Annotated in this window: 20 protein-coding genes; all 20 read left to right on the top strand. The window is 55.9% G+C overall.

What is annotated here, in order from left to right; translation table 11 throughout:
- Positions 1 to 7: 7 nt before the first annotated feature.
- On the top strand, positions 8 to 1,600 hold the full coding sequence (gene cimA / locus KP626_RS02400; protein WP_395977986.1) for a citramalate synthase: 1,593 nt from the start codon (positions 8 to 10) through the stop codon (positions 1,598 to 1,600).
- 90 nt (positions 1,601 to 1,690) lie between these two features.
- A complete protein-coding gene (gene rimP, locus KP626_RS02395; protein WP_395977984.1) occupies positions 1,691 to 2,155 on the top strand; it encodes a ribosome maturation factor RimP in 465 nt (154 codons plus the stop codon).
- 14 nt (positions 2,156 to 2,169) lie between these two features.
- On the top strand, positions 2,170 to 3,354 hold the full coding sequence (gene nusA, locus KP626_RS02390; protein WP_395977982.1) for a transcription termination factor NusA: 1,185 nt from the start codon (positions 2,170 to 2,172) through the stop codon (positions 3,352 to 3,354).
- Between the two features lie 33 nt (positions 3,355 to 3,387).
- On the top strand, positions 3,388 to 3,642 hold the full coding sequence (gene rnpM / locus KP626_RS02385; protein WP_395977980.1) for an RNase P modulator RnpM: 255 nt from the start codon (positions 3,388 to 3,390) through the stop codon (positions 3,640 to 3,642).
- Complete coding sequence (locus KP626_RS02380) at positions 3,629 to 3,940, top strand: L7Ae/L30e/S12e/Gadd45 family ribosomal protein (RefSeq protein WP_395977978.1); 312 nt, start codon at positions 3,629 to 3,631, stop codon at positions 3,938 to 3,940. The genes rnpM and KP626_RS02380 overlap by 14 nt, the downstream gene beginning before the upstream one ends.
- On the top strand, positions 3,937 to 6,768 hold the full coding sequence (gene infB, locus KP626_RS02375; RefSeq protein WP_395977976.1) for a translation initiation factor IF-2: 2,832 nt from the start codon (positions 3,937 to 3,939) through the stop codon (positions 6,766 to 6,768). Before KP626_RS02380 ends, infB begins: the two co-directional genes overlap by 4 nt.
- Positions 6,769 to 7,137: a 30S ribosome-binding factor RbfA gene (gene rbfA / locus KP626_RS02370; protein ID WP_395977974.1), complete on the top strand. Its 369-nt coding sequence runs from the start codon at positions 6,769 to 6,771 to the stop codon at positions 7,135 to 7,137.
- Complete coding sequence (locus KP626_RS02365) at positions 7,124 to 8,080, top strand: bifunctional oligoribonuclease/PAP phosphatase NrnA (protein WP_395977972.1); 957 nt, start codon at positions 7,124 to 7,126, stop codon at positions 8,078 to 8,080. The genes rbfA and KP626_RS02365 overlap by 14 nt, the downstream gene beginning before the upstream one ends.
- Positions 8,077 to 8,988, top strand: coding sequence for a tRNA pseudouridine(55) synthase TruB (gene truB, locus KP626_RS02360; protein WP_395977970.1), 912 nt, complete (start codon positions 8,077 to 8,079; stop codon positions 8,986 to 8,988). The genes KP626_RS02365 and truB overlap by 4 nt, the downstream gene beginning before the upstream one ends.
- Positions 8,972 to 9,769, top strand: coding sequence for a hypothetical protein (locus KP626_RS02355; protein ID WP_395977968.1), 798 nt, complete (start codon positions 8,972 to 8,974; stop codon positions 9,767 to 9,769). The genes truB and KP626_RS02355 overlap by 17 nt, the downstream gene beginning before the upstream one ends.
- A 125-nt stretch (positions 9,770 to 9,894) precedes the next feature.
- Positions 9,895 to 10,158 (top strand): 30S ribosomal protein S15, encoded by a 264-nt coding sequence (gene rpsO / locus KP626_RS02350; protein ID WP_395977966.1) that lies wholly within the window; start codon positions 9,895 to 9,897, stop codon positions 10,156 to 10,158.
- A gap of 72 nt (positions 10,159 to 10,230) precedes the next feature.
- Entirely contained in the window at positions 10,231 to 12,333 is a 2,103-nt protein-coding gene (locus tag KP626_RS02345; protein ID WP_395977964.1) for a polyribonucleotide nucleotidyltransferase, read from the top strand.
- A gap of 114 nt (positions 12,334 to 12,447) precedes the next feature.
- Entirely contained in the window at positions 12,448 to 13,146 is a 699-nt protein-coding gene (locus KP626_RS02340; protein WP_395977962.1) for a polysaccharide deacetylase family protein, read from the top strand.
- Between the two features lie 50 nt (positions 13,147 to 13,196).
- The gene (locus KP626_RS02335; protein WP_395977960.1) at positions 13,197 to 14,453 is read left to right on the top strand and encodes a M16 family metallopeptidase; all 1,257 of its coding nucleotides are present in this window, start codon (positions 13,197 to 13,199) and stop codon (positions 14,451 to 14,453) included.
- A gap of 37 nt (positions 14,454 to 14,490) precedes the next feature.
- Positions 14,491 to 14,853: a dUTPase gene (locus KP626_RS02330; protein WP_395977958.1), complete on the top strand. Its 363-nt coding sequence runs from the start codon at positions 14,491 to 14,493 to the stop codon at positions 14,851 to 14,853.
- Positions 14,854 to 14,925: 72 nt separating this feature from the next.
- A complete protein-coding gene (locus tag KP626_RS02325; protein ID WP_395977956.1) occupies positions 14,926 to 15,696 on the top strand; it encodes a pseudouridine synthase in 771 nt (256 codons plus the stop codon).
- Between the two features lie 138 nt (positions 15,697 to 15,834).
- Entirely contained in the window at positions 15,835 to 16,725 is an 891-nt protein-coding gene (locus KP626_RS02320; RefSeq protein WP_395978919.1) for a MurR/RpiR family transcriptional regulator, read from the top strand.
- Between the two features lie 17 nt (positions 16,726 to 16,742).
- Positions 16,743 to 17,990 (top strand): NAD(P)/FAD-dependent oxidoreductase, encoded by a 1,248-nt coding sequence (locus KP626_RS02315; RefSeq protein ID WP_395977954.1) that lies wholly within the window; start codon positions 16,743 to 16,745, stop codon positions 17,988 to 17,990.
- Entirely contained in the window at positions 17,987 to 18,421 is a 435-nt protein-coding gene (locus KP626_RS02310; protein ID WP_395977952.1) for a HutP family protein, read from the top strand. Before KP626_RS02315 ends, KP626_RS02310 begins: the two co-directional genes overlap by 4 nt.
- A complete protein-coding gene (cmk, locus tag KP626_RS02305; protein ID WP_395977950.1) occupies positions 18,418 to 19,089 on the top strand; it encodes a (d)CMP kinase in 672 nt (223 codons plus the stop codon). The genes KP626_RS02310 and cmk overlap by 4 nt, the downstream gene beginning before the upstream one ends.

The following is a 19,089-nucleotide window of genomic DNA, read 5'->3' as shown; positions in this document are numbered from 1 at the left end:
GAATACCATGGCTATTACGGTATACGACACGACTCTGCGGGAAGGAATCCAGAGCAGCGGCCTTTGGCTGACGGTGGAGGACAAGCTGAAAATCGTCCGGCTGCTGGATCGGCTGGGAGTCCATTATATTGAGGCGGGCAATCCTGCCGCCAATCAAAAGGACGCGATGTTTTTTCAGCGGGCCCGTGGATTGGAGCTTCATCACGCAAAGCTGGCTGCGTTTGGCTCCACCTGCCGCAAAGGAGTGCCTCCTTATGAGGACGAGAACATCAAAGCGCTTTTGGCTGCCGATACCCCTGTGGTCTGCGTTTTTGGCAAGTGTTGGGATTATCATGTGGAACGCATTCTGGGAGCGGATCTCTTGGAAAACCTGGGACTTATTGCCGATACGGTGGGATACTTAAAGGGGATGGGTAAAGAGGTGGTCTTCGATGGAGAGCATTTCTTTGACGGATATAAGCATAACCCCGAGTATGCCATGGCCTGCATTCATGCGGCCGCCGGCAGCGGAGCGGACGCCGTGTATCTTTGCGATACCAATGGAGGCTGTTTTCCCCATGAGATTCAGGAGATGGTGGAGGCCGCACTGGTATGCCGGTCTCCCATCGGTATACACACCCACAATGATACCGGTATGGCGGATGCCAATACTATTTCCGCCATCCGGGCGGGCGCCATGGGGTTTCAGGCGACCATCGGAGGCAGTGGGGAAAGGTGTGGCAATGCCAATCTATTTACCATGATCGCCGATCTAACCCTTAAGCTTGGGTACGATACCATCCCAAAGGAGCGGATCGGGGATCTATACCGGGCTAATGCCGTTTTTTTTGAAACCGCAAATCTTAAAGAGCTGCCTACAGTTCCCTATGTGGGCAAGCATGCCTTTTATCACAAGGCAGGGATGCATGTGGATGCCATCTTAAAGGCTCCTGAGGCCATGGAACACATCAATCCGGAGCTGGTTGGAGCTCATCGGGAGACCGCCATCAGCGATATCGCCGGAAGTAAAGCCATGTGGGAGCGGATGCGACGGGCGGTGCCAGGTATCCAGAGGGAAGATCCGGCTGTGGCCCAGGTGCTGGGGCGCATCAAGGAGATGGAGTTGGACGGATATCAGTTCGAAGGGGCGGACGCCTCGTTGGAGCTGCTGATCCGCCGGAACCTGGGGTTGTTCTGCCCGCACTTTGACTTGATCGCCTTTAAAGTGTTGGTGGAGGAACCAAATCTGCATAAGGGCGTATGCCTGGCCACCATGGAAATTGGGGTAAAGGGGGAGGTGGAGATCACCGCAGCCCAAGGGAATGGCCCTGTTAACGCTCTAGATAATGCTGCCCGGAAGGCTTTGGAGCGGTTTTACCCTCGGCTGAGGGAGATGTATCTTACCGACTTTAAGGTGCGGGTGTTGGATTCTCAAAACGCCACCGCTTCCGAAGTCCGGGTGGTGATTGAGACCCGGGACGGGACCTCCGCGTGGAGTACCGTGGGTGTTTCTGCCGATGTGATCAACGCCAGTTGGATCGCCTTGATGGATTCCATCGAGTACAAGCTTCTCAAGGACGAGCGGGAAGGGTGCGGGAACCTTCCGCAAACGGCTTTATAAAGGCTATTGCAATGCTTTCCAGGATGTGCTAAACTGAGCAAAGAAAAGAGTGGGCGTGCCCGCTCTTTCTGATTGAAAGGCGGAATGAGATTGTCCAAGAAGACGGATTTGATCCGGCAGGCGGTTCAGCCAGCCATTGAGGGCCTGGGGTTTGAACTGGTGGACGTAGAAATCAAACGGGAGGGGCCCAGCCAGACCCTTTACGTTTATATCTACAAGGAGGGCGGCGTGTTTATCGCCGACTGTGAGCGGGTATCCCAGGAGATCGACCCCATTATTGAAGAACTGGACCCCATTTCTGACGCCTATTTTCTCTGTGTTTCCTCCCCTGGGGCGGATCGCCCTCTGAAGACGCCGGCGGATTTCCGGCGGGCTATGGATACCGAGGTGGAGGCCAGCCTTTACCGGGCTGTGGAGGGAACCAAACACGTGATTGGTACGCTGGCTGCCTATGATGAAGAGGCGGGGACCGTCACCCTCATGCTGGAGGAGGGCGGGACCCTATTGTTGCAACAAAAGGATATCGCCAGGATTCGGCCGTATATTCGGTTTTAAGTGGGAGGAACAGCATGAACGAAGGGCTTATCGAAGCGATTATAGCCATCGAGCGGGAACGGGGAATCGACCGGGAGATCTTGTTTGAGGCCATCGAGGAGGCCTTGAAGAAAGCTTACCGGAACCATTACAGCACGGAGGGCAATGTCCGGGCTGAAATCGACAAGGAGACGGGCGTTTTTAACGTCTATTCCGTGCGGGAAGTGGTTCCCGATGATTTCGAGGAATATGATCCGCTGCTGCACATTTATCAGAAGGACGCCCGGGCCCTGGGCCATCCCGGGGAGCTGGGAGACGAGGTGGAAACCCTCGCTACCCCCAAGAGCTTTGGACGGATTGCTGCGCAGACCGCCAAACAGGTGGTGTTGCAGAGAATAAAAGACGCGGAGCGGCAGATACTGTATGATGAATTTTCCGGGAAATTACAGGAGGTCGTGACCGGCGTGGTGCGCCGGGTGGAAAACGGCAACGTATTTCTGGAGCTGGGCCGCAGCGAATGCCTGTTGCCGGTATCCGAGCAGGTGCCCGGCGAGGTTTATACGCCTGGAGACCGGCTGAAGGTCTACGTTCTAAAGGTGGATCGGGATGCGCGAAACCGGGATACCAGCGTCATTGTCAGCCGTAAGAACCGGGAGATCATCAAGCGGCTTTTTGAGCTGGAGGTACCCGAGATTATGGACGGTGTGGTGCAGATTAAGGCTGTGTCCCGGGAGCCCGGCGTGCGGAGCAAGGTGGCAGTGTTTTCCACCGATCCTCAGGTGGACCCCGTGGGGAGCTGCGTGGGCCAAAAGGGAAGCCGGGTGGAACGCATCGTTTCGGAACTACAGGGGGAAAAGATCGATATCATCCCTTATTCCACGGATCCCATTGAGTTTATCGCCAACAGCCTGTCAGCGGCAAAGGTGATTATGGTCCAGGTCAACGAGGCGGAGAAGATCGCCAAGGTTATTGTACCGGACAACCAGCTATCTCTTGCCATCGGCGTGCGGGGCATCAACGCTAAACTAGCGGCCCGTCTGACTGGTTGGAAGATCGACATAAAGAATCAATCCCAGGCCCAGGAAATCTTTGAAGAGCTCGCAAAGCAGCAGGAAGAGGAGGCCTTGGCCGCCCAGGAAGCCCAGGATTACGAAGAACAGTATGACGCGGAAGGGGAGGAGATCCCCTCTGAAGAGACCTCTTTGGAGGAACAGGAGTAACAAGACCAATCCATTTGAAAGGAGCGGGCTGCCATGAAAGCAAAAAAGGTACCCATGCGGATGTGTCTGGGATGCAGGCAGATGCTCCCAAAGAAGGATTTGATCCGCATTGTGCTGCCTAAGGAAGGGGAGCTAAGCGCGGATCCCACCGGTAAGGCCCATGGCCGCGGCGCCTATGTGTGCCGGAACCTGGATTGCCTGGAAAAGGCGGCCAAGCAGAAAGCGGTGCGTTTGCCCGCCCAGCTGGTGGAAGAACTGAGAGAGGAGATCATGGGTGGCCAATCCTAAGGTGTATGCATACATTGGATTTGCGGCTCGAGCCCGAAAATGCCTCGGAGGATTTCAAGGCGTAGAGGGGGCCGTCCGGTCCCGTAAAGCCAAGCTGGTTCTGGGGGATACGGGCCTGGGGGAAAACACCCGTGAAAAACTGGACAGGATGTGCGCGCAAAGCGGCATTCCGGTTCTATACATCGATCATCCCGGCGAAGCCGCCGGAAAGCATAACAACATGTGCCTGGCCATTACCGATGAGGAGCTGGCCAGAGCAATTCTAGAAGCTGCAGGAGATTTAGGGGGTAAAGAATGACGGAAAAGACCGGAAGGGCAAAAATCAACGAGATGGCCAAACAACTGGCCGGATCCACCAAGGAGGGCATGGAGGCCATTCGCCAGGCCCAGAGCAGCATTGCTGCCCGGATGGAAACCGCGAGAAAGCTGGAATCCGAATTGGTTCGCAAAGCCCGGGAACGGGAAGAGCTTGCCCAGAGCCAGGCAGCGGAGGCTCAAACCGCTGCGGTACAGTCGGAAAACACTCCTCAGGTGGAGAAGGAGGCGCCCCCCAAGGTCTCTCAGGCGGAAGCGAAGCCCGCTCCCGTGGAAGTGGCGGCAGAGGCGGCGCCCGTGCCCAAACAGATAGAGGTTCAGGAGAAGGCCCCTGAGGTCAAGGCTCCGCAAACGGAGCAAAAGCAAGAGGTGCCCAAGGCTGAGAAGCCTAAGGTGGAAGCGCCTCGGCCGCAACAGCCCCAGCAGGCTGCTGTCCAGACGCCTAAAGCCGCTGGAGGAGATGCTGCTCAGGTGCCTAAAGCGGAAGGCCCTAAGCCTGCTGCCCAGGTGCCGCCGCGCCGCGCGCCTCGAACCGATTTGCTCAATAAGCCCATTCGAGATGACGCGGCCGCGCGGAACGGTACCCGGATTGGCGTACCCAGTCAGCAGCAGCGTTCCTCCTTTGGAGGCCGTCCCCAGGGGCAAGGTGGACCGCGCCAAGCTGGCGGATATAACCGAGATCAGCGTCCCGGCGGATACAATCGGGAAGGAGGCCGTCCCCAGAGCGGAAATCGTCCCGGTGGATTTAACCGGGAAGGAGGCCGTCCTCAGGGCGGAAATCGCCCTGGCGGGTTTGGCGGTCAGCAGCGCTCCGGTGGATTTGGCGGCGGCCGTGCCCCCATGCCTGCGGCTCCCGAGAAGGGGAGGGTCAGCAATTATGACCCCAACCGTTCCAACTATATTCGGGTATTTGATAACGATAAGCGGGGCAAAAATAAGAAAGCCCTGGATAAAGAGCGCCGTGCTCAGATGATGATCACCGACGATGATGTGGTGCGTACCCGGAAGAACCGCCGCAAGCAGAATGTGGAGCAGAAACGGCCTGAGGCCATCGTCATCGATCATGCGGTGATTACCACGGAAATGGTGATGGTCAAGACCCTGGCCGAAAAGATCGGCAAACCCGCAGCGGAGATCATTAAGAAGCTCCTCAATATGGGCGTTCTTGCTACCATCAACAATGAAATCGATTTTGATACCGCTGCTTTGATCGCGGCGGATTACGATATCGAGCTGGAACAGAAGCTGGATCAAACCGCTGAGGATGTTCTTATTGCCGAGGATCGCGAGGATGACGAGAGCGAGCTTACCAAGCGGCCTCCTGTGGTCACCATCATGGGCCACGTGGACCACGGCAAAACCTCCTTATTGGACGCCATCCGGAGCACCCGGGTGACGGAAGGCGAAGCGGGCGGCATCACCCAGCATATTGGCGCTTATCAGGTGGAAGTGAACGGCGAGCTCATCACCTTCCTGGATACTCCCGGCCATGAGGCCTTTACCGCTATGCGGGCACGGGGCGCTCAGGTGACCGATGTGGTTATCCTGGTGGTAGCGGCTGATGACGGTATCATGCCGCAGACCATTGAGGCCATCAACCATAGCAAAGCTGCTGGTGTGCCCATCATCGTTGCCATCAATAAGATTGACCGGCCCAACGCCAATCCCGACCGTGTTATGCAGGAACTGACCGAGCATGGCTTGGTTTGGGAGGAGTGGGGCGGAGATACCGTCATTGTGCCGGTATCCGCTGTAACACACCAGGGATTGGATACCCTTCTTGAGATGGTTATCCTGGTTTCCGATGTGCTGGAGCTGAAGGCCAATCCCAACCGCCTGGCCAAGGGGACCATCGTGGAAGCCCGTTTGGATAAGGGCCGTGGCCCCGTAGCCACTGTTCTGGTACAGAACGGTACTTTGAAAGTGGGGCAGACCATCGTTGCGGGTACCTGTTTCGGTCGGGTTCGCGCGATGATCAACGATAAGGGCGAAAAGGTGGAGGAGGCGTTGCCCTCCCAGCCGGTGGAGGTTCTGGGCTTTGGCGACGTGCCGGATGCCGGGGATACCATGTACGCTGTTGAGGCCGATAAGCTCTCCCGTCAGGTGGTGGAGGAGCGGAAGAACCGCATCAAGAACGAGCAGCTTAAGAATATGTCTAAGGTCTCCTTGGATGATCTGTTTAGCCAGATTTCCCAGGGCCAGATTAAGGATCTGAACATCATCGTGAAAGCCGATGTTCAGGGATCCGTGGAGGCGGTCAAGGCCTCCTTGGAGAAGCTCAGCAACGATGAAGTGCGGGTTCGGTGTATCCATGGTGGTGTGGGCGGTATTACCCAGGCCGACGTGATGCTGGCTACGGCGTCTTCGGCCATCATCATCGGGTTTAATGTGCGGCCGGATGCCACTGCCCGCTCTATGGCAGATCAGGAAAAGGTGGATATCCGCTTGTATCGGGTTATCTATAACGCCATCGAGGACGTGGAAAAGGCCATGAAGGGCATGCTGGAGCCCATCTATGAGGAAGTGGTTCTGGGCCATGCACAGGTGCGGGAGACGTTCAAGGTGTCGGCCATCGGCACCATTGCCGGCTGCTATGTCCAGGATGGTAAACTTACCCGGAACTGCAGCGTGCGGTTGATTCGGGACTCCATTGTGATCTATGAAGGAAAATTGGATTCCCTGAAGCGGTTTAAGGACGATGTTCGTGAGGTACTCAGTGGGTTTGAGTGCGGTCTAAGCTTGAACAATTTCAATGACATCAAGGTGGACGACGTATTGGAAGCCTACACGGTACAAGAGGTGGAACGATAGATGCCCAAAACATTAAGAAGCGGCCGGCTCAATGAGGAGATCATGCGGGAGGTATCCGACATCGTCAAGAATGGGATGAAGGACCCCCGGATCTCCCAGATGACCAGCGTACTCCGGGCCGAGGTTACAAGGGATCTTTCCTTTGCCAAGGTTTATGTCTCCGTCTACGGGGATGAGGCCGCTCGGAAGGATACCCTGGAGGCGTTGGTCGCCGCCCGGGGGTATATCAGAAGCGAGCTTGCAAAACGGCTGTCCTTGCGCCGGGTGCCCGCTCTGATCTTCGTGATGGACGACTCCATTGAGTACGCCATCCATATGAGTAAGCTCATTGACGATGTGATACAGGATGACCAACATGAAGAGGAATAAAGAAGAAGCCCTAGCTTTTTTGAGGGAGAACCACGGTTTTCTCTTGATCTGCCATGACAATCCCGATGGGGACACCTTGGGATCGGCACTGGGGCTTTTTTTTGCGTTAAAAAAGCTGGGGAAGGATGCCCAAATTGCCTGTGGAGATCCGGTTCCCGATAAATACCGGGTTTTGCCAGGGTGGGAGAAGGTTCGGTTTCCTGGAGAGATCCGGCGGGAGTATCATGCTGTTATTTTTGTGGACTGCGCTGATACGGGCCTTTTCCGCAAAAGCCGAGAGCTGATGTTGGACAATAGCTTGTGTATTGACCACCATATTTCCAATACCGGCTATGCCGCCGTAACCTACTGCGCGCCTACTGCCGCCGCTGTGGGTCAGCTGATGCTGGATCTCATCCTGGGACTGGATGTCCCCCTGGATCATAAGATCGCCCAGTGTTTATTCTGTGCCATTTCTACGGATACCGGGCACTTTGCCTTTTCAAACACCACCAAGGAGACCTTCTGCGCGGCTGCGGAGTTGATGGAATACGACCTGGATATCGCGGAGCTTTGCCGCCAACTGTACCGCCTTCGGAGCCCAGGAAACACACGGCTGATTGGCAGGTGCCTATCCAGGATGGAAACGGTGTGCCAGGGCCGTGGCGCCTATATGGAGGTATCCCAGGCGGATCTTCGTGAGACAGGAGCCGCTGGATTTGAGACCGAAGGGTTGATCGACTTCCTTCGGGATATGGAAGGAGTAGAGCTTTGCGCTCTCATCAAGGAGCTGTCCGACGGCACCTGCAAGGTGAGCCTTCGCTCCAATGGTGGGGTGGACGCCAGCCAGGCGGCCGGCCGGTTTCATGGAGGCGGACACCGGGGAGCAGCGGGTTTTAGCCTGGCACAGCCGCTATCCCAGGCCAAGCGGACGGTAGCTCTTTTGATGGAATCCCTGCTATGAACGGCATCATCAATGTAATTAAGCCTCCCAACATGACCAGCCAGGATGTGGTCAGCTATCTTCGGGGGCTGCTGGGGGAACGGCGCATCGGCCATGGAGGGACTCTGGATCCCGGCGCCGCCGGTGTATTGCCGGTGTTTCTTGGCCGGGCCACCCGGCTGTGTGATTATAGCATACAGGGGGATAAGGAATACCTGGGGGAGATCTCCTTTGGTGTATCCACCGATACTCAGGATTCCTATGGGAATCCTCTGGAATATGGAAGCAAACGGGTAACGCACCGTGAGGTAGAGGATGCCTTCTGCCGCTTTCGCGGGGAGATTTTTCAACGGGCTCCCATGTACTCCGCTGTAAAGGTGGGAGGACAAAAGCTGTACCGTATCGCTTATTCTGGCAAAGAGGTGGAAACCCCTCTCCGCCGGGCGGTAGTCTACGAAACCCAGGTGCTTCGCAGGATGGTGGAGAATCGCTTCCTGTTTCGGGTCCGATGCGGGAAGGGAACCTACATCCGTACTCTATGTCAGGATGTGGGACAGGCGGTAGGCTGTCCGGCCCATCTATCCCTCTTGCTGAGAACACGGGTAGGGATCTTTGGCCTGGAGACGGGCTGTACCTTGGATGAGCTGCGGCGATGGAAGGAGGAAAACCGGCTTTCTGAAGCGATTCGACCTGCAGATGCCGCGGTTTCCCACCTGCCTCGCCTGGTATTGCCCGGAACATGCTGGGGCCAGGTGAAAAATGGAGCCGGAGTGCCGGCTAGCCGTTTATGCGGAGGAGATGCCGCAGAAGAAGGCGCTTTGGTTCGCATCTATTTGGAGGAGCATTTTGCTGGCCTGGGGTATCTAACCCAGGGACAGGTGAAGATTCATAAGTTGATTTGGGAGGAAAGCCATGGAAGTATACAATGATGGATCGGTTTTGCGGGAGCCTTTGGATTTCTGCATTGCGCTTGGAACCTTTGATGGAGTGCATGTGGCCCATCGAGCCATTCTGGACGCCTGCGTTGCGGAAGCGAAGAAGCGGGGGTGGAAATCCCTGGTCTATACCTTTGCAAACCATCCCTCCGAGGTGTTTTGCCCTGATGATCCCGAAGAGGTGATTACCACCCTACGGGAAAAGCTGGACCTGTTTCAGGAGATGGGCTTTGATTACGCGGTCGCCGTTCCCTTCGACGAAACCTATGCGACATTGGAACCCCGGGCGTTTTTGGAGGGACTGACTGCAGCCGGCGGGAAACGAATGCTGTTCTGCGGCTTTGATTACCGATTTGGTCATGAGGGCCGGGGAGATGCTTCTTACCTGGAGTCTTTAGCGGACGAGCTGGGTTATGAGGTCAACGTTCAGCCGGCCATGCTGGAAGGGGAAGAGGTGATCTCCAGCACCATGATCCGGGAAGCGATCCGCAAGGGGGAGCTGGATCGGGCAGAGGCTCTGCTGGGCCGCCGGTATGGCGGGACGGTCAAGGATTTTGGCCGGGAGCAGAGCGGGCAATCCACTACCATCTATGGGTTAATGGAAAATAAGGTGGCTCCCAAAGCGGGGGATTACGCCATCGCGCTTTATCTGGATGGCCAGCGGCTGGAGCTGGAAGCCGGGGTTTATGGGCGTAACGTCACCATCTTGGATCCGGAGCATGCCATCCCCTATGAGAAAAAGCGCTACTACGTGGAATTTGAGGAGCTGTTATAGGAAAATCCCTTTACAGGCAGTTTTGCCTGTGCTATTCTTATTAAGTATGCGACCTGGGACTGGGCTGTACGCTCCTCCGGCGGCAGCGCTGTTCCTGGCGACAATCTCAATATGGAGGAACGATCATGGACAACGAGACCAAAAAGCAGATTATCGAACAGTTTAAGACTCACGAGGGCGATACCGGCTCTCCTGAGGTGCAGATTGCCCTTTTGACCTACCGCATCAATCACCTCAACGAGCATTTGAAGGTCCACAAGGGGGATCATCACAGCCGGCGCGGCCTTTTGAAGATGGTCGGTAAGCGGCGTGGACTTCTGGACTATTTGATGAAAAAGGACATCGAACGGTATCGGCAGGTTATCAGTGCCCTGAACCTTCGGAGATAGGCATAGAGCGGCCTTGCCGCTCTATTTCTTTAGTGTGTGTGGACGGAGTTAGAAAAAGGAGATAGAAAAACAATGGAACAAGTATTTACCATGGAGCTGGCAGGCCGTACGCTTACGGTAGAAACCGGCAAATATGCGCAGCAGGCCAGCGGATCCTGCTTGGTACGCTGCGGGGATACCGCCGTGCTGGTCTGTGCCACCGGCAACGACAAACCCCGTGAGGGGATCGATTTCTTTCCCCTGAGCTGCGATTTCGAGGAGAAGCTCTATTCTGTGGGCAAGATTCCCGGCGGTTTTATCAAGAGGGAAGGCCGTCCTACCGAAAAAGCCATCCTGACCTCCCGCCTGATTGATCGGCCCATCCGGCCGCTGTTCCCCAAAACCTATCGGAACGATGTTCAGGTAGTGGCCACTGTGCTGTCGGTGGATACCGAGATTCCCCCGGATGTGTATGGGATGATCGGCGCTTCTGTAGCTCTGTCCATCAGCGATCTGCCCTTTGCCGGCCCCATCGGTGCGGTCATCGTGGGCTATGTGGACGGGGAGTACGTCATCAATCCGGACTCCGAGCAGCGGGCAAAATCCCTGCTGCATCTGACGGTAGCTGGCACCAAGGACGCCGTTATGATGGTGGAGGCAGGCGCCAACGAGATCACCGAGGAGGAGATGCTGGGCGCCATCCTGTTTGGCCATGAGGAGATCAAGCGGATCGTGGCCTTTATCGAGGATATTGCCGCAAAGGTGGGCAAGCCCAAGCGCCCGGTGGAAGAGCTCCAGGTGAATGAGGAGCTGGTGGAAAAGGTTCAAGCCTATGCCCAGGATCGGGTGGAGTGGTCCCTGGATACCTTCGACCGGTATGAACGGGAAGCCCGTCAGGATCAGGTTAAGGCCGATGTTATCGCGCATTTTAGCGAGGAATATCCCGACAGCGCCAAGGAGATCGACGGCATTATCTACGACATGACCAAAAAGGTGGTGCGTCGGAAGATTACGGAGGATGGTGTCCGGCCCGATGGCCGCAAGCTCAATGAGGTGCGCCCCATCTGGTGCGAGACCGGCATCCTGGCCCATCCCCATGGCAGCGCTGTGTTTACCCGGGGGCAGACCCAGGTGATGACGGTGCTGACCCTTGGTCCCATCGGAGAGGCGCAGATTCTGGACGGCCTATCCGAGGAGGACAGCAAGCGGTATATGCACCAATACAATATGCCTCCCTATTCCGTGGGCGAAGCGCGGATGATGCGTGGCCCCGGGCGGCGGGAGATCGGCCATGGCGCTCTTGCCAGCCGCGCGTTGGAGCCTATGATCCCCTCCGAGGAGGAATTCCCCTACGCCATGCGCTTGGTGTCCGAGGTCATCAGTAGCAACGGCTCCACCTCCATGGCCAGCGTCTGTGCTTCCACCATGGCCCTTATGGATGGCGGTGTGCCCATTAAGGCGCCTGTAGCCGGTGTGGCCATGGGGCTCATTAAGGATGTGGAAAAGGGCGATATTTCCGTCTTGACCGATATCCAGGGTCTTGAGGATTTCCTGGGGGATATGGACTTTAAGGTGGCGGGTACCGAGAAGGGAATTACCGCCATCCAGATGGATATTAAGATCAAGGGGATTGACCGTGAGATCCTGGAGCGGGCCCTGGCCCAGGCCAGAGAGGGCCGGATGTTCATCCTCGGAAAAATGCTGGATACCATTGCGGCTCCCCGGGAGCATCTGTCCAAGTATGCGCCCAAGATCATCACCTTCTCCATCAAGCCTGAGAAGATTGGCGAGGTAGTCGGTCCTCGGGGCAAGATGATCAACAAGATCATCGCCGATACCGGCGTGAAGGTGGATATCGAGGACGATGGCCGGGTTTATATCGCCACGCCCGATGAAGAAGCGGCACAGAAGGCCAAGTCCATGATTGAGGCCATCGCGAAGGATATCGAGGTAGGAGAGGTATACCTGGGAACCGTGGTGCGCATCATGCCCTTCGGCGCCTTTGTAGAACTGCTTCCCGGCAAGGACGGGATGGTTCACATCAGCAAGCTGGCCCGGGAACGGGTCAATAAAGTGGAGGATGTGGTGAACATCGGGGATGAGATCCTGGTAAAGGTCATCGAGATCGATGACAAGGGCCGGGTGAATTTGACCCGGAAGGATCTACTGCCTGAGGAGAAGAAGGACGAGAAGTAAAAAACATTTTGGCTGCAGGGCTGGGGAAATTCCCCGGCCTTGTTTTTGTTTTGGCTGGGGATGATTATTTTTACTGAAGATGCATATTCTAGAACACAGGAGGAGGTGGGCCATTTGCGAAAAAAATCATTTTTGCGCCAGTGTGCCGTAAACTTGGCACTGGCGTTTATCATACTTTCCATCTATTTCATCACCACCGATCCCTCCGCCCAGAGCATCATCGCTCGCATTTCCACCTCTCCTACCTTCCGAGGGGATGTTCCCCTGCCTGGCGTCGGCCTCATGTGCCAGTTTGAGGGGGAGGCTGACGAGCTGCTTTCCTTCGGAAGCGCTTGCAAGGAAGGGGGGCTAACCATTACCTTCTTTGTTTCCGCAGGATTTGCAGAACGAAACCAGGAAGCGCTATATACCGTGGGAAACCAAGGCCACAGCGTGGAGCTATATGGTAACGGGAATCTTTCCTATGAGGAGATGGAGGCCTATCTTGAGCAAGGAAAGCATAACGTGGCGCAAGCTACCGGGCGGGAACCGGTTTTGTTTCTGCCGCTTCGGGGAGAATATAGCCGCGGCGCCATGGCTGCTGCGCAAAGAATGGGGATGGTTCCTGTCCTCTGGAGCATGGACGTGCGGGATAGCGAAGCCATCCATGAGGAATACGCCCAGGAGATTGCGGAGCGGTCCCAGAGCGGAGAACTGATCTTGATTCCCCAGGATCTGCGCTTTGAGGCTTCTGCGGAACAGATTGCCCAATATTTAAAAGCCCGGCAACTGGAGACCTTGCCGGCCAGCAGCTTGATTCGGATTGCCAATTGAGGAAAGGATCGGTATAATCATTGAAAAAGACAGATGAATCGGGAGAGCTTATGTATTATGATCGCAAGCTAGACAACGGAATCCGGGTGGTGGGACAGTACATCCCCGCTTTCCCCTCGGTATCCGTAGGAATTTGGGTACGGACAGGCTCTGTCAACGAGGGGCGAGGGGAAAATGGGATTACCCACTTCATCGAGCACATGCTCTTTAAGGGAACCCAAAAGCGCTCGGCTCAGCAGATCGCCGCGGAGATGGACGACGTGGGGGGCATCCTCAATGCCTTTACCTCCAAGGAGTGTACATGCTATCATGCCAAAGTGGTGGGGGATGATCTGGAACAGGCGGTTGAGCTGCTTTCCGACCTGGTGTTTCACAGCACCCTGGATCCCGTGGAACTGGAAAAGGAAAAGGGCGTGGTGCTGGAGGAGATCAATATGGTGGAGGACTCCCCGGAGGATCTGGTCCACGAGCTTTTAAGCGCAGCCTACTTCCAGGGACACACCCTGGCACAGCCTATCCTGGGCACCGCTCAGACGGTATCCTCTTTTGCCCGAGAGGATCTTTTGCGCTATATGGATCGCCGATATGACAGCGACCGCATCTTCATTGCGGCGGCAGGAGGCTTTGACTTTGAACGGCTTTGCGATCTTTGTGCCAAGTACACCGTTGATTGCCGACCGGGAACTGGCGCGGGGGACGACCTTTCCCCCTTTGATTTCGGTACCCCGGGCTTTGTCTATAAGGAGAAGCCCATCGAACAGGCGCATATTGCGATCGCTATGCCGGGATATTCCATGGAACGGGATGAGATCTACGCCGTATCGGTGTTCAATAACGTGTTTGGAGGCAGCATGTCCAGCCGGCTGTTCCAGGTGATTCGTGAGGAGCTGGGACTGGCCTACGATGTGTATGCCCATCCCAGCAGCTATTACCTCTGCGGCGCCTATAACATCTATACCGGTGTGAACCCCAAAAGAGCCAAGGACGCTCTGGCCGCCATTTTGGAGCAGATTGATCTCGCGCGGAAAAAGGGCATCGCCCGGGAGGAGTTTAGTCGGGGGAAAAACCAGCTTCGAGGCAACTACATTCTGGGGCTGGAATCCACCACTTCTCGGATGAACGCCATAGGTAAGAGCATTACCCTCCAGGGACGGGTCAAGACATCAGAGGAATCCCTTCGGGGAATCGAAGCCGTGACCTATGACGACGTTCACCGGGTGCTGGATCGCATCCTGGACCGGCGTGCCATGGCCATCAGCGCCGTGGGGAATATCAATCCCCAGGAGCTGGAATCGGTCATAAAATAAGGGACAAGATAGACTGGGTTGATTTGGGAGGAGAAGGATGGACAAGCTAAGTGAAATCTTTATGATGCAGCAAGCGTTCGATACCGAGTTGGTAGAACGGCGGCATTTGAACGGTATCTCCATGGAGGAATGGATGCAGAAGGAGACCATTGCACTCATCGCCGAACTTATGGAGATGCTGGGTGAGGTCAACTATAAGTGGTGGAAAAATCCCAAAGAGGTGGACATGGAGGCTGTGAAGGAGGAAATGGTGGATGTGCTCCATTTCTTCGTCAGCATGTGCCTGAAAACCGGCATGGACGCCGATGAACTTCACCGCAGGTATTTGGAGAAAAACAAGGAGAATTTTGACCGTCAGCACGGCCGAAGTCAGAAGCCAGGATATGCATTGGAGGATTAGGAAAGGCCGGGAAACCGGCCTTTTTTGTTTGACAGTTGGTCTTTGCCCGGTATAATGGGGAAGAGGTGAACCATGAGACTGCAAAAATATATGGCCGATTGTGGCGTTGCCAGCCGCCGGGCCAGCGAAACCTATATCAAAGAGGGACGTGTTAAGGTTAATGGCCGAACGGTGACTGAGATGGGCGTCCAGGTGAATCCGGACCGGGATGTGGTATCGGTGGATGGAAAGCGTATTCGCCCTCCTCAGAGCCATGGCTATTATGCTTTTTATAAGCCCCGGAGCGTTGCCTCCACCTGTCAGGATGATCGAGACCGTAAAACGGTACTGGATTACTTTAAAAACGTGGACCGCCGGCTCTTTCCGGTGGGACGGTTGGATTATGACAGTGAAGGATTGATGATCCTTACCGACGACGGGGATTTTGCTCTCCGCGCGACTCATCCCCGATACCGCGTAGGAAAGACCTATCGCTGTACCATCGATGGGGGTTATAACCAGGAAAAAGCCCGTGAGATGCTGGACGGAGTGGATATCGGAGATCCGACACCCGCCAAAGCCGCGGACGTTACTTTCCAGAACCGAGAGGATGGCCGGGCACTCCTTACCATCGTCCTTTTGGAGGGGAGAAACCGCCAAATACGCCGGATGCTGGAGGCTCAGGGATATCGGGTCCTGCGGCTCCGGCGGGAATGCATCGGCGGTCTCAGCATGGGGGACATGAAGCCGGGTACTTACCGCAGGCTATCTGCGGGAGAGGTGGAACGTGCCCTATTGCCGTTTCGTGGGGCACAGCCCGAAAAAGGAGCGCAAGGGGCATCCCGCCGGAAGCATTCAAAATAGTGGGAAAGAAAATGCAGGAAAAATGCAGTGATTCCTGCATTTTTTGTTGACATCGATGACGCTGCGCCCTATCATAAGACCGAGAAAATGATTCTGCCGCCCTGCGGTACCACTGGAATAGAAGGAGAGCGGTTATTCATGGAAAAGGACGTTATGCAGCGCATCGCTTCCACCCGGGCCAGCATGAGCAAAGGCCAGAAGCGGATTGCCGATTACATTGTAACCAATTATGATTCTGCCGCTTTTATGACGGCCTCAGCTTTGGGAGAAACGGTTCAGGTAAGCGAATCCACCGTGGTGCGGTTTGCCATGGCGCTGGGATATGATGGATACCCAGGCTTGCAAAAATCCCTGCAGGAGATCATTCGCAACCGGCTGACCAATGTGCAACGGATCAATCTGGCCAGCAACCTGACGGAGGAGTCCGCCCTAGTCAGCGTGCTGAAGAGCGATATGGCCAATCTGAGAAGCACCATTGAGAACACAGACAGCAAGGTGTTTAAAAACGCTATCCAGTGTATTTTGGGCTCCAAAGACGTCTATATCGTAGGACTGCGCAGCGCTCAAATGCTGGCCCAGTTCCTGGGATATTATCTGAACTTCGTGCTGCCCAATGTGAAGCTGGTAGGGGGTGGCGTGCTGGACGCCATCGATCAGCTGATGCGCATCGGAGAGAACGATGTACTCATTGCCATCACCTTTCCCCGGTACTCCACCCGGACGGTGGAGGCGGTTCAGGTGGCCAAAGCCAAGGGAGCGAAGGTCATTGCGATTACCGACAGCACGCTGTCGCCCATTGCGCCGCCTGCCGATTACGCCCTGATGGCCCGGAGCGACATGGCTTCCTTTGTGGATTCCTTGGTGGCGCCCTTAAGCCTCATCAACGCCATCATCGTGGCCTGTGGCCTCAACCGAAAGGAATCAGTGGCATCCTATTTTGAGGAGCTGGAGCGGATGTGGGAGGACAGCAATGTTTATTCTGTCAAGGATGGGGATGGCCCCATGGGCGGAGGGGAGAAAAAACTATAACATCTATGGAGCAAAAAATGAATTTTAAGGGCGGAGTGGCCGTCATCGGCGGGGGTCCTGCCGGAATCATGGCGGCCATTCAGGCTGCAGAACAGGGCGCAGAGGTAACGCTATATGAAGGAACGCCGCGGTTGCTCAATAAGCTGCGGATCAGTGGAAAAGGCCGCTGTAATCTGACCAATGCCTGTGATCGGGAAGAGTTTCTGAGCAATGTCCTCCGGGGCCAGCGCTTTTTTCGAAGTGCTTTTACCCGGTTTGACAATGAAGCTTTGATGAACTTTGTGGAGGGGTTGGGCGTTCCCTTGAAGGTAGAGAGAGGGGGAAGGGTCTTCCCAGTTAGCGACCGGGCAGGAGATGTTGCCCAGGCCTTGGTGGACGCCCTTGGCCATGCTGGTGTCAGGGCGGTGCTCCGCTCCAAGGCAAAAAAGCTCTACTGGAATGGGGAATCCTTTACTCTGGAACTGGATTCCGGCCATGTAGTTCATCCCGTTAGAGTGGTTCTTGCCTGCGGTGGGGAGAGCTATCCCGGTACTGGTTCCGATGGAAGCGGCTATACTCTTGCCAGGGCGTTGGGACATGGGATCACCCAAAGATACCCCTCCCTTGCCCCTGTGGACACGGTGGAAACTTGGCCCAGAGAAGCGGCCGGCCTTTCTCTTCGCAACGTAGGGCTTAGCGCATATGCAGGAGGCAAACGGGTGTTCTATGAGCAGGGGGAGATGCTGTTTACCCATACGGGGGTATCCGGTCCCCTGGTATTATCGGCCTCCTGTCATTTGAAATCGGAAATGGATTGCCACCTAATGATCGACCTAAAACCCGCCTTAACGCCGGAGCAATTGGACGCGCGGATCTTGCGGGATTTTGAGAAGTATTCCAGCCGGGCGGCAAAAAACGCCCTGGGGGATTTGCTGCCGCGGTCCTTAATCGAGCCGGTGGTAACGCTATGGGGGATTGGCGATCAGGTGGTGAACCAGGTGACCAAGCCCCAGCGGAGGGAGCTCTGCCGGCTGTTAAAGGAATTGCCCCTGACGGTGAAGTCCATCGGGCCCCGGGAGGCTGCCATCGTTACGCGGGGCGGCGTGGAGCTTCGGCAGGTCAATCCCAAAACCATGGAGAGCAAATTGGTACCCGGCCTGTATTTTGCCGGGGAGATTTTAGACCTGGACGGATATACCGGCGGGTTTAATCTACAGATCGCGTTTTCTACGGGCTTTGCCGCCGGAACCGCCTGCGGCTTATCCCTACAATCGAAGGAGGTATGACGGTGGAACGGAAGCATCGGGAAGTGGGGAGTTCGGATGTGGCCCGGGCAGCCATCCGATTGGCTATCAGCGCCAATATGGAGGAGGAACGGGCGGAAAAGAGCCGCCTTTTGGCGGAGATGGGTATTCGTGCCTGCGGTGTGGATTTCGGTGGGGATTTTCTTTCCTCCACCATCCGTATCATTGAGCGAGCCATTGTGGCTGCCAAAAGAGAGAATGTGATTCTTGAACAGCACAATGAGGTGGGAGGCGTAGCGGGCGCCACCAGAGAGGCTCTTCAGCAGGTGTCCACCAAGGCTATGGGACTGTCTGTGGGAGGAAAGATCGGCATTGCCCGGTACGGCACGCATCTGTCGGTTTGCGTGTACTTTGGGGTTGGCCTGGTACACCTCAACGAGGTGGCCATTGGATTGGGGCATCGAGCGATATGAGCAGAAAAAGCATTACCATAGCGTTGGATGGACCCGCAGGGGCGGGGAAAAGCACCATTGCAGGGCGGATTGCCAAACAACTAGGTATCCACCATCTGGATTCCGGAGCGCTGTTCCGTGCGGTGGCGCTTAAGGCCATTCAAGCGGGGGTGGATACCAAAGACGAGACAGGGCTTGCAGCGCTGCTTCAGAAATGCCAATTGGATATTCGCGTCCAAGAGGGACAGCAGCACACCTATTTGGACGGTGTGGATGTAAGCACGGAGATTCGTGCGCAAGAGGTGGGGCAGGGAGCCTCCGACGTAGGGACCCTTCGCTGTGTCCGGGAGTTTGTTACCCGGCGGGTACGAGAAATCGCCCGGGGCACCTCTTTAATTGTGGATGGCCGGGATATCGGTTCGGTGATGCTACCGGAGGCGGATTATAAGTTCTTTTTGACCGCTACTCCCCAGGAACGGGCGCTCCGGCGGATGCGCCAGCTCCGTGAAATGGGAAAGGAAGCGGATCTATCCGAGATCGAGTCCGAGATCATTGCCCGGGACCGGCAGGATGCCGGCCGGGAGATTGCTCCTTTGATTCAAGCTCCCGACGCCATCGTCATTGATTCCACCCAGGATACCGTGGAACAGGTGGTAGAGCGGATGCTGGTCCATATGAAGCAGGTGTAG

This window comes from Christensenella sp. MSJ-20 (assembly GCF_044357945.1).
GTDB lineage: Bacteria > Bacillota > Clostridia > Christensenellales > QAND01 > QAND01.
The sequence above is the reverse complement of the archived record's forward strand: the minus strand, read 5'-3'. Positions and strand labels throughout refer to the sequence as shown.

What these genes read in the sequence shown, in the direction of transcription:
- cimA (WP_395977986.1), top strand. Translation starts at nt 8, where the DNA reads ATGGCTATTACGGTATACGACACGACTCTGCGGGAAGGAATCCAGAGC.
- nusA (WP_395977982.1), top strand. Translation starts at nt 2,170, where the DNA reads ATGAACGAAGGGCTTATCGAAGCGATTATAGCCATCGAGCGGGAACGG.
- rnpM (WP_395977980.1), top strand. Translation starts at nt 3,388, where the DNA reads ATGAAAGCAAAAAAGGTACCCATGCGGATGTGTCTGGGATGCAGGCAG.
- infB (WP_395977976.1), top strand. Translation starts at nt 3,937, where the DNA reads ATGACGGAAAAGACCGGAAGGGCAAAAATCAACGAGATGGCCAAACAA.
- rbfA (WP_395977974.1), top strand. Translation starts at nt 6,769, where the DNA reads ATGCCCAAAACATTAAGAAGCGGCCGGCTCAATGAGGAGATCATGCGG.
- KP626_RS02365 (WP_395977972.1), top strand. Translation starts at nt 7,124, where the DNA reads ATGAAGAGGAATAAAGAAGAAGCCCTAGCTTTTTTGAGGGAGAACCAC.
- truB (WP_395977970.1), top strand. Translation starts at nt 8,077, where the DNA reads ATGAACGGCATCATCAATGTAATTAAGCCTCCCAACATGACCAGCCAG.
- KP626_RS02355 (WP_395977968.1), top strand. Translation starts at nt 8,972, where the DNA reads ATGGAAGTATACAATGATGGATCGGTTTTGCGGGAGCCTTTGGATTTC.
- rpsO (WP_395977966.1), top strand. Translation starts at nt 9,895, where the DNA reads ATGGACAACGAGACCAAAAAGCAGATTATCGAACAGTTTAAGACTCAC.
- KP626_RS02345 (WP_395977964.1), top strand. Translation starts at nt 10,231, where the DNA reads ATGGAACAAGTATTTACCATGGAGCTGGCAGGCCGTACGCTTACGGTA.
- KP626_RS02335 (WP_395977960.1), top strand. Translation starts at nt 13,197, where the DNA reads ATGTATTATGATCGCAAGCTAGACAACGGAATCCGGGTGGTGGGACAG.
- KP626_RS02330 (WP_395977958.1), top strand. Translation starts at nt 14,491, where the DNA reads ATGGACAAGCTAAGTGAAATCTTTATGATGCAGCAAGCGTTCGATACC.
- KP626_RS02325 (WP_395977956.1), top strand. Translation starts at nt 14,926, where the DNA reads ATGAGACTGCAAAAATATATGGCCGATTGTGGCGTTGCCAGCCGCCGG.
- KP626_RS02320 (WP_395978919.1), top strand. Translation starts at nt 15,835, where the DNA reads ATGGAAAAGGACGTTATGCAGCGCATCGCTTCCACCCGGGCCAGCATG.
- KP626_RS02315 (WP_395977954.1), top strand. Translation starts at nt 16,743, where the DNA reads ATGAATTTTAAGGGCGGAGTGGCCGTCATCGGCGGGGGTCCTGCCGGA.
- KP626_RS02310 (WP_395977952.1), top strand. Translation starts at nt 17,987, where the DNA reads ATGACGGTGGAACGGAAGCATCGGGAAGTGGGGAGTTCGGATGTGGCC.
- cmk (WP_395977950.1), top strand. Translation starts at nt 18,418, where the DNA reads ATGAGCAGAAAAAGCATTACCATAGCGTTGGATGGACCCGCAGGGGCG.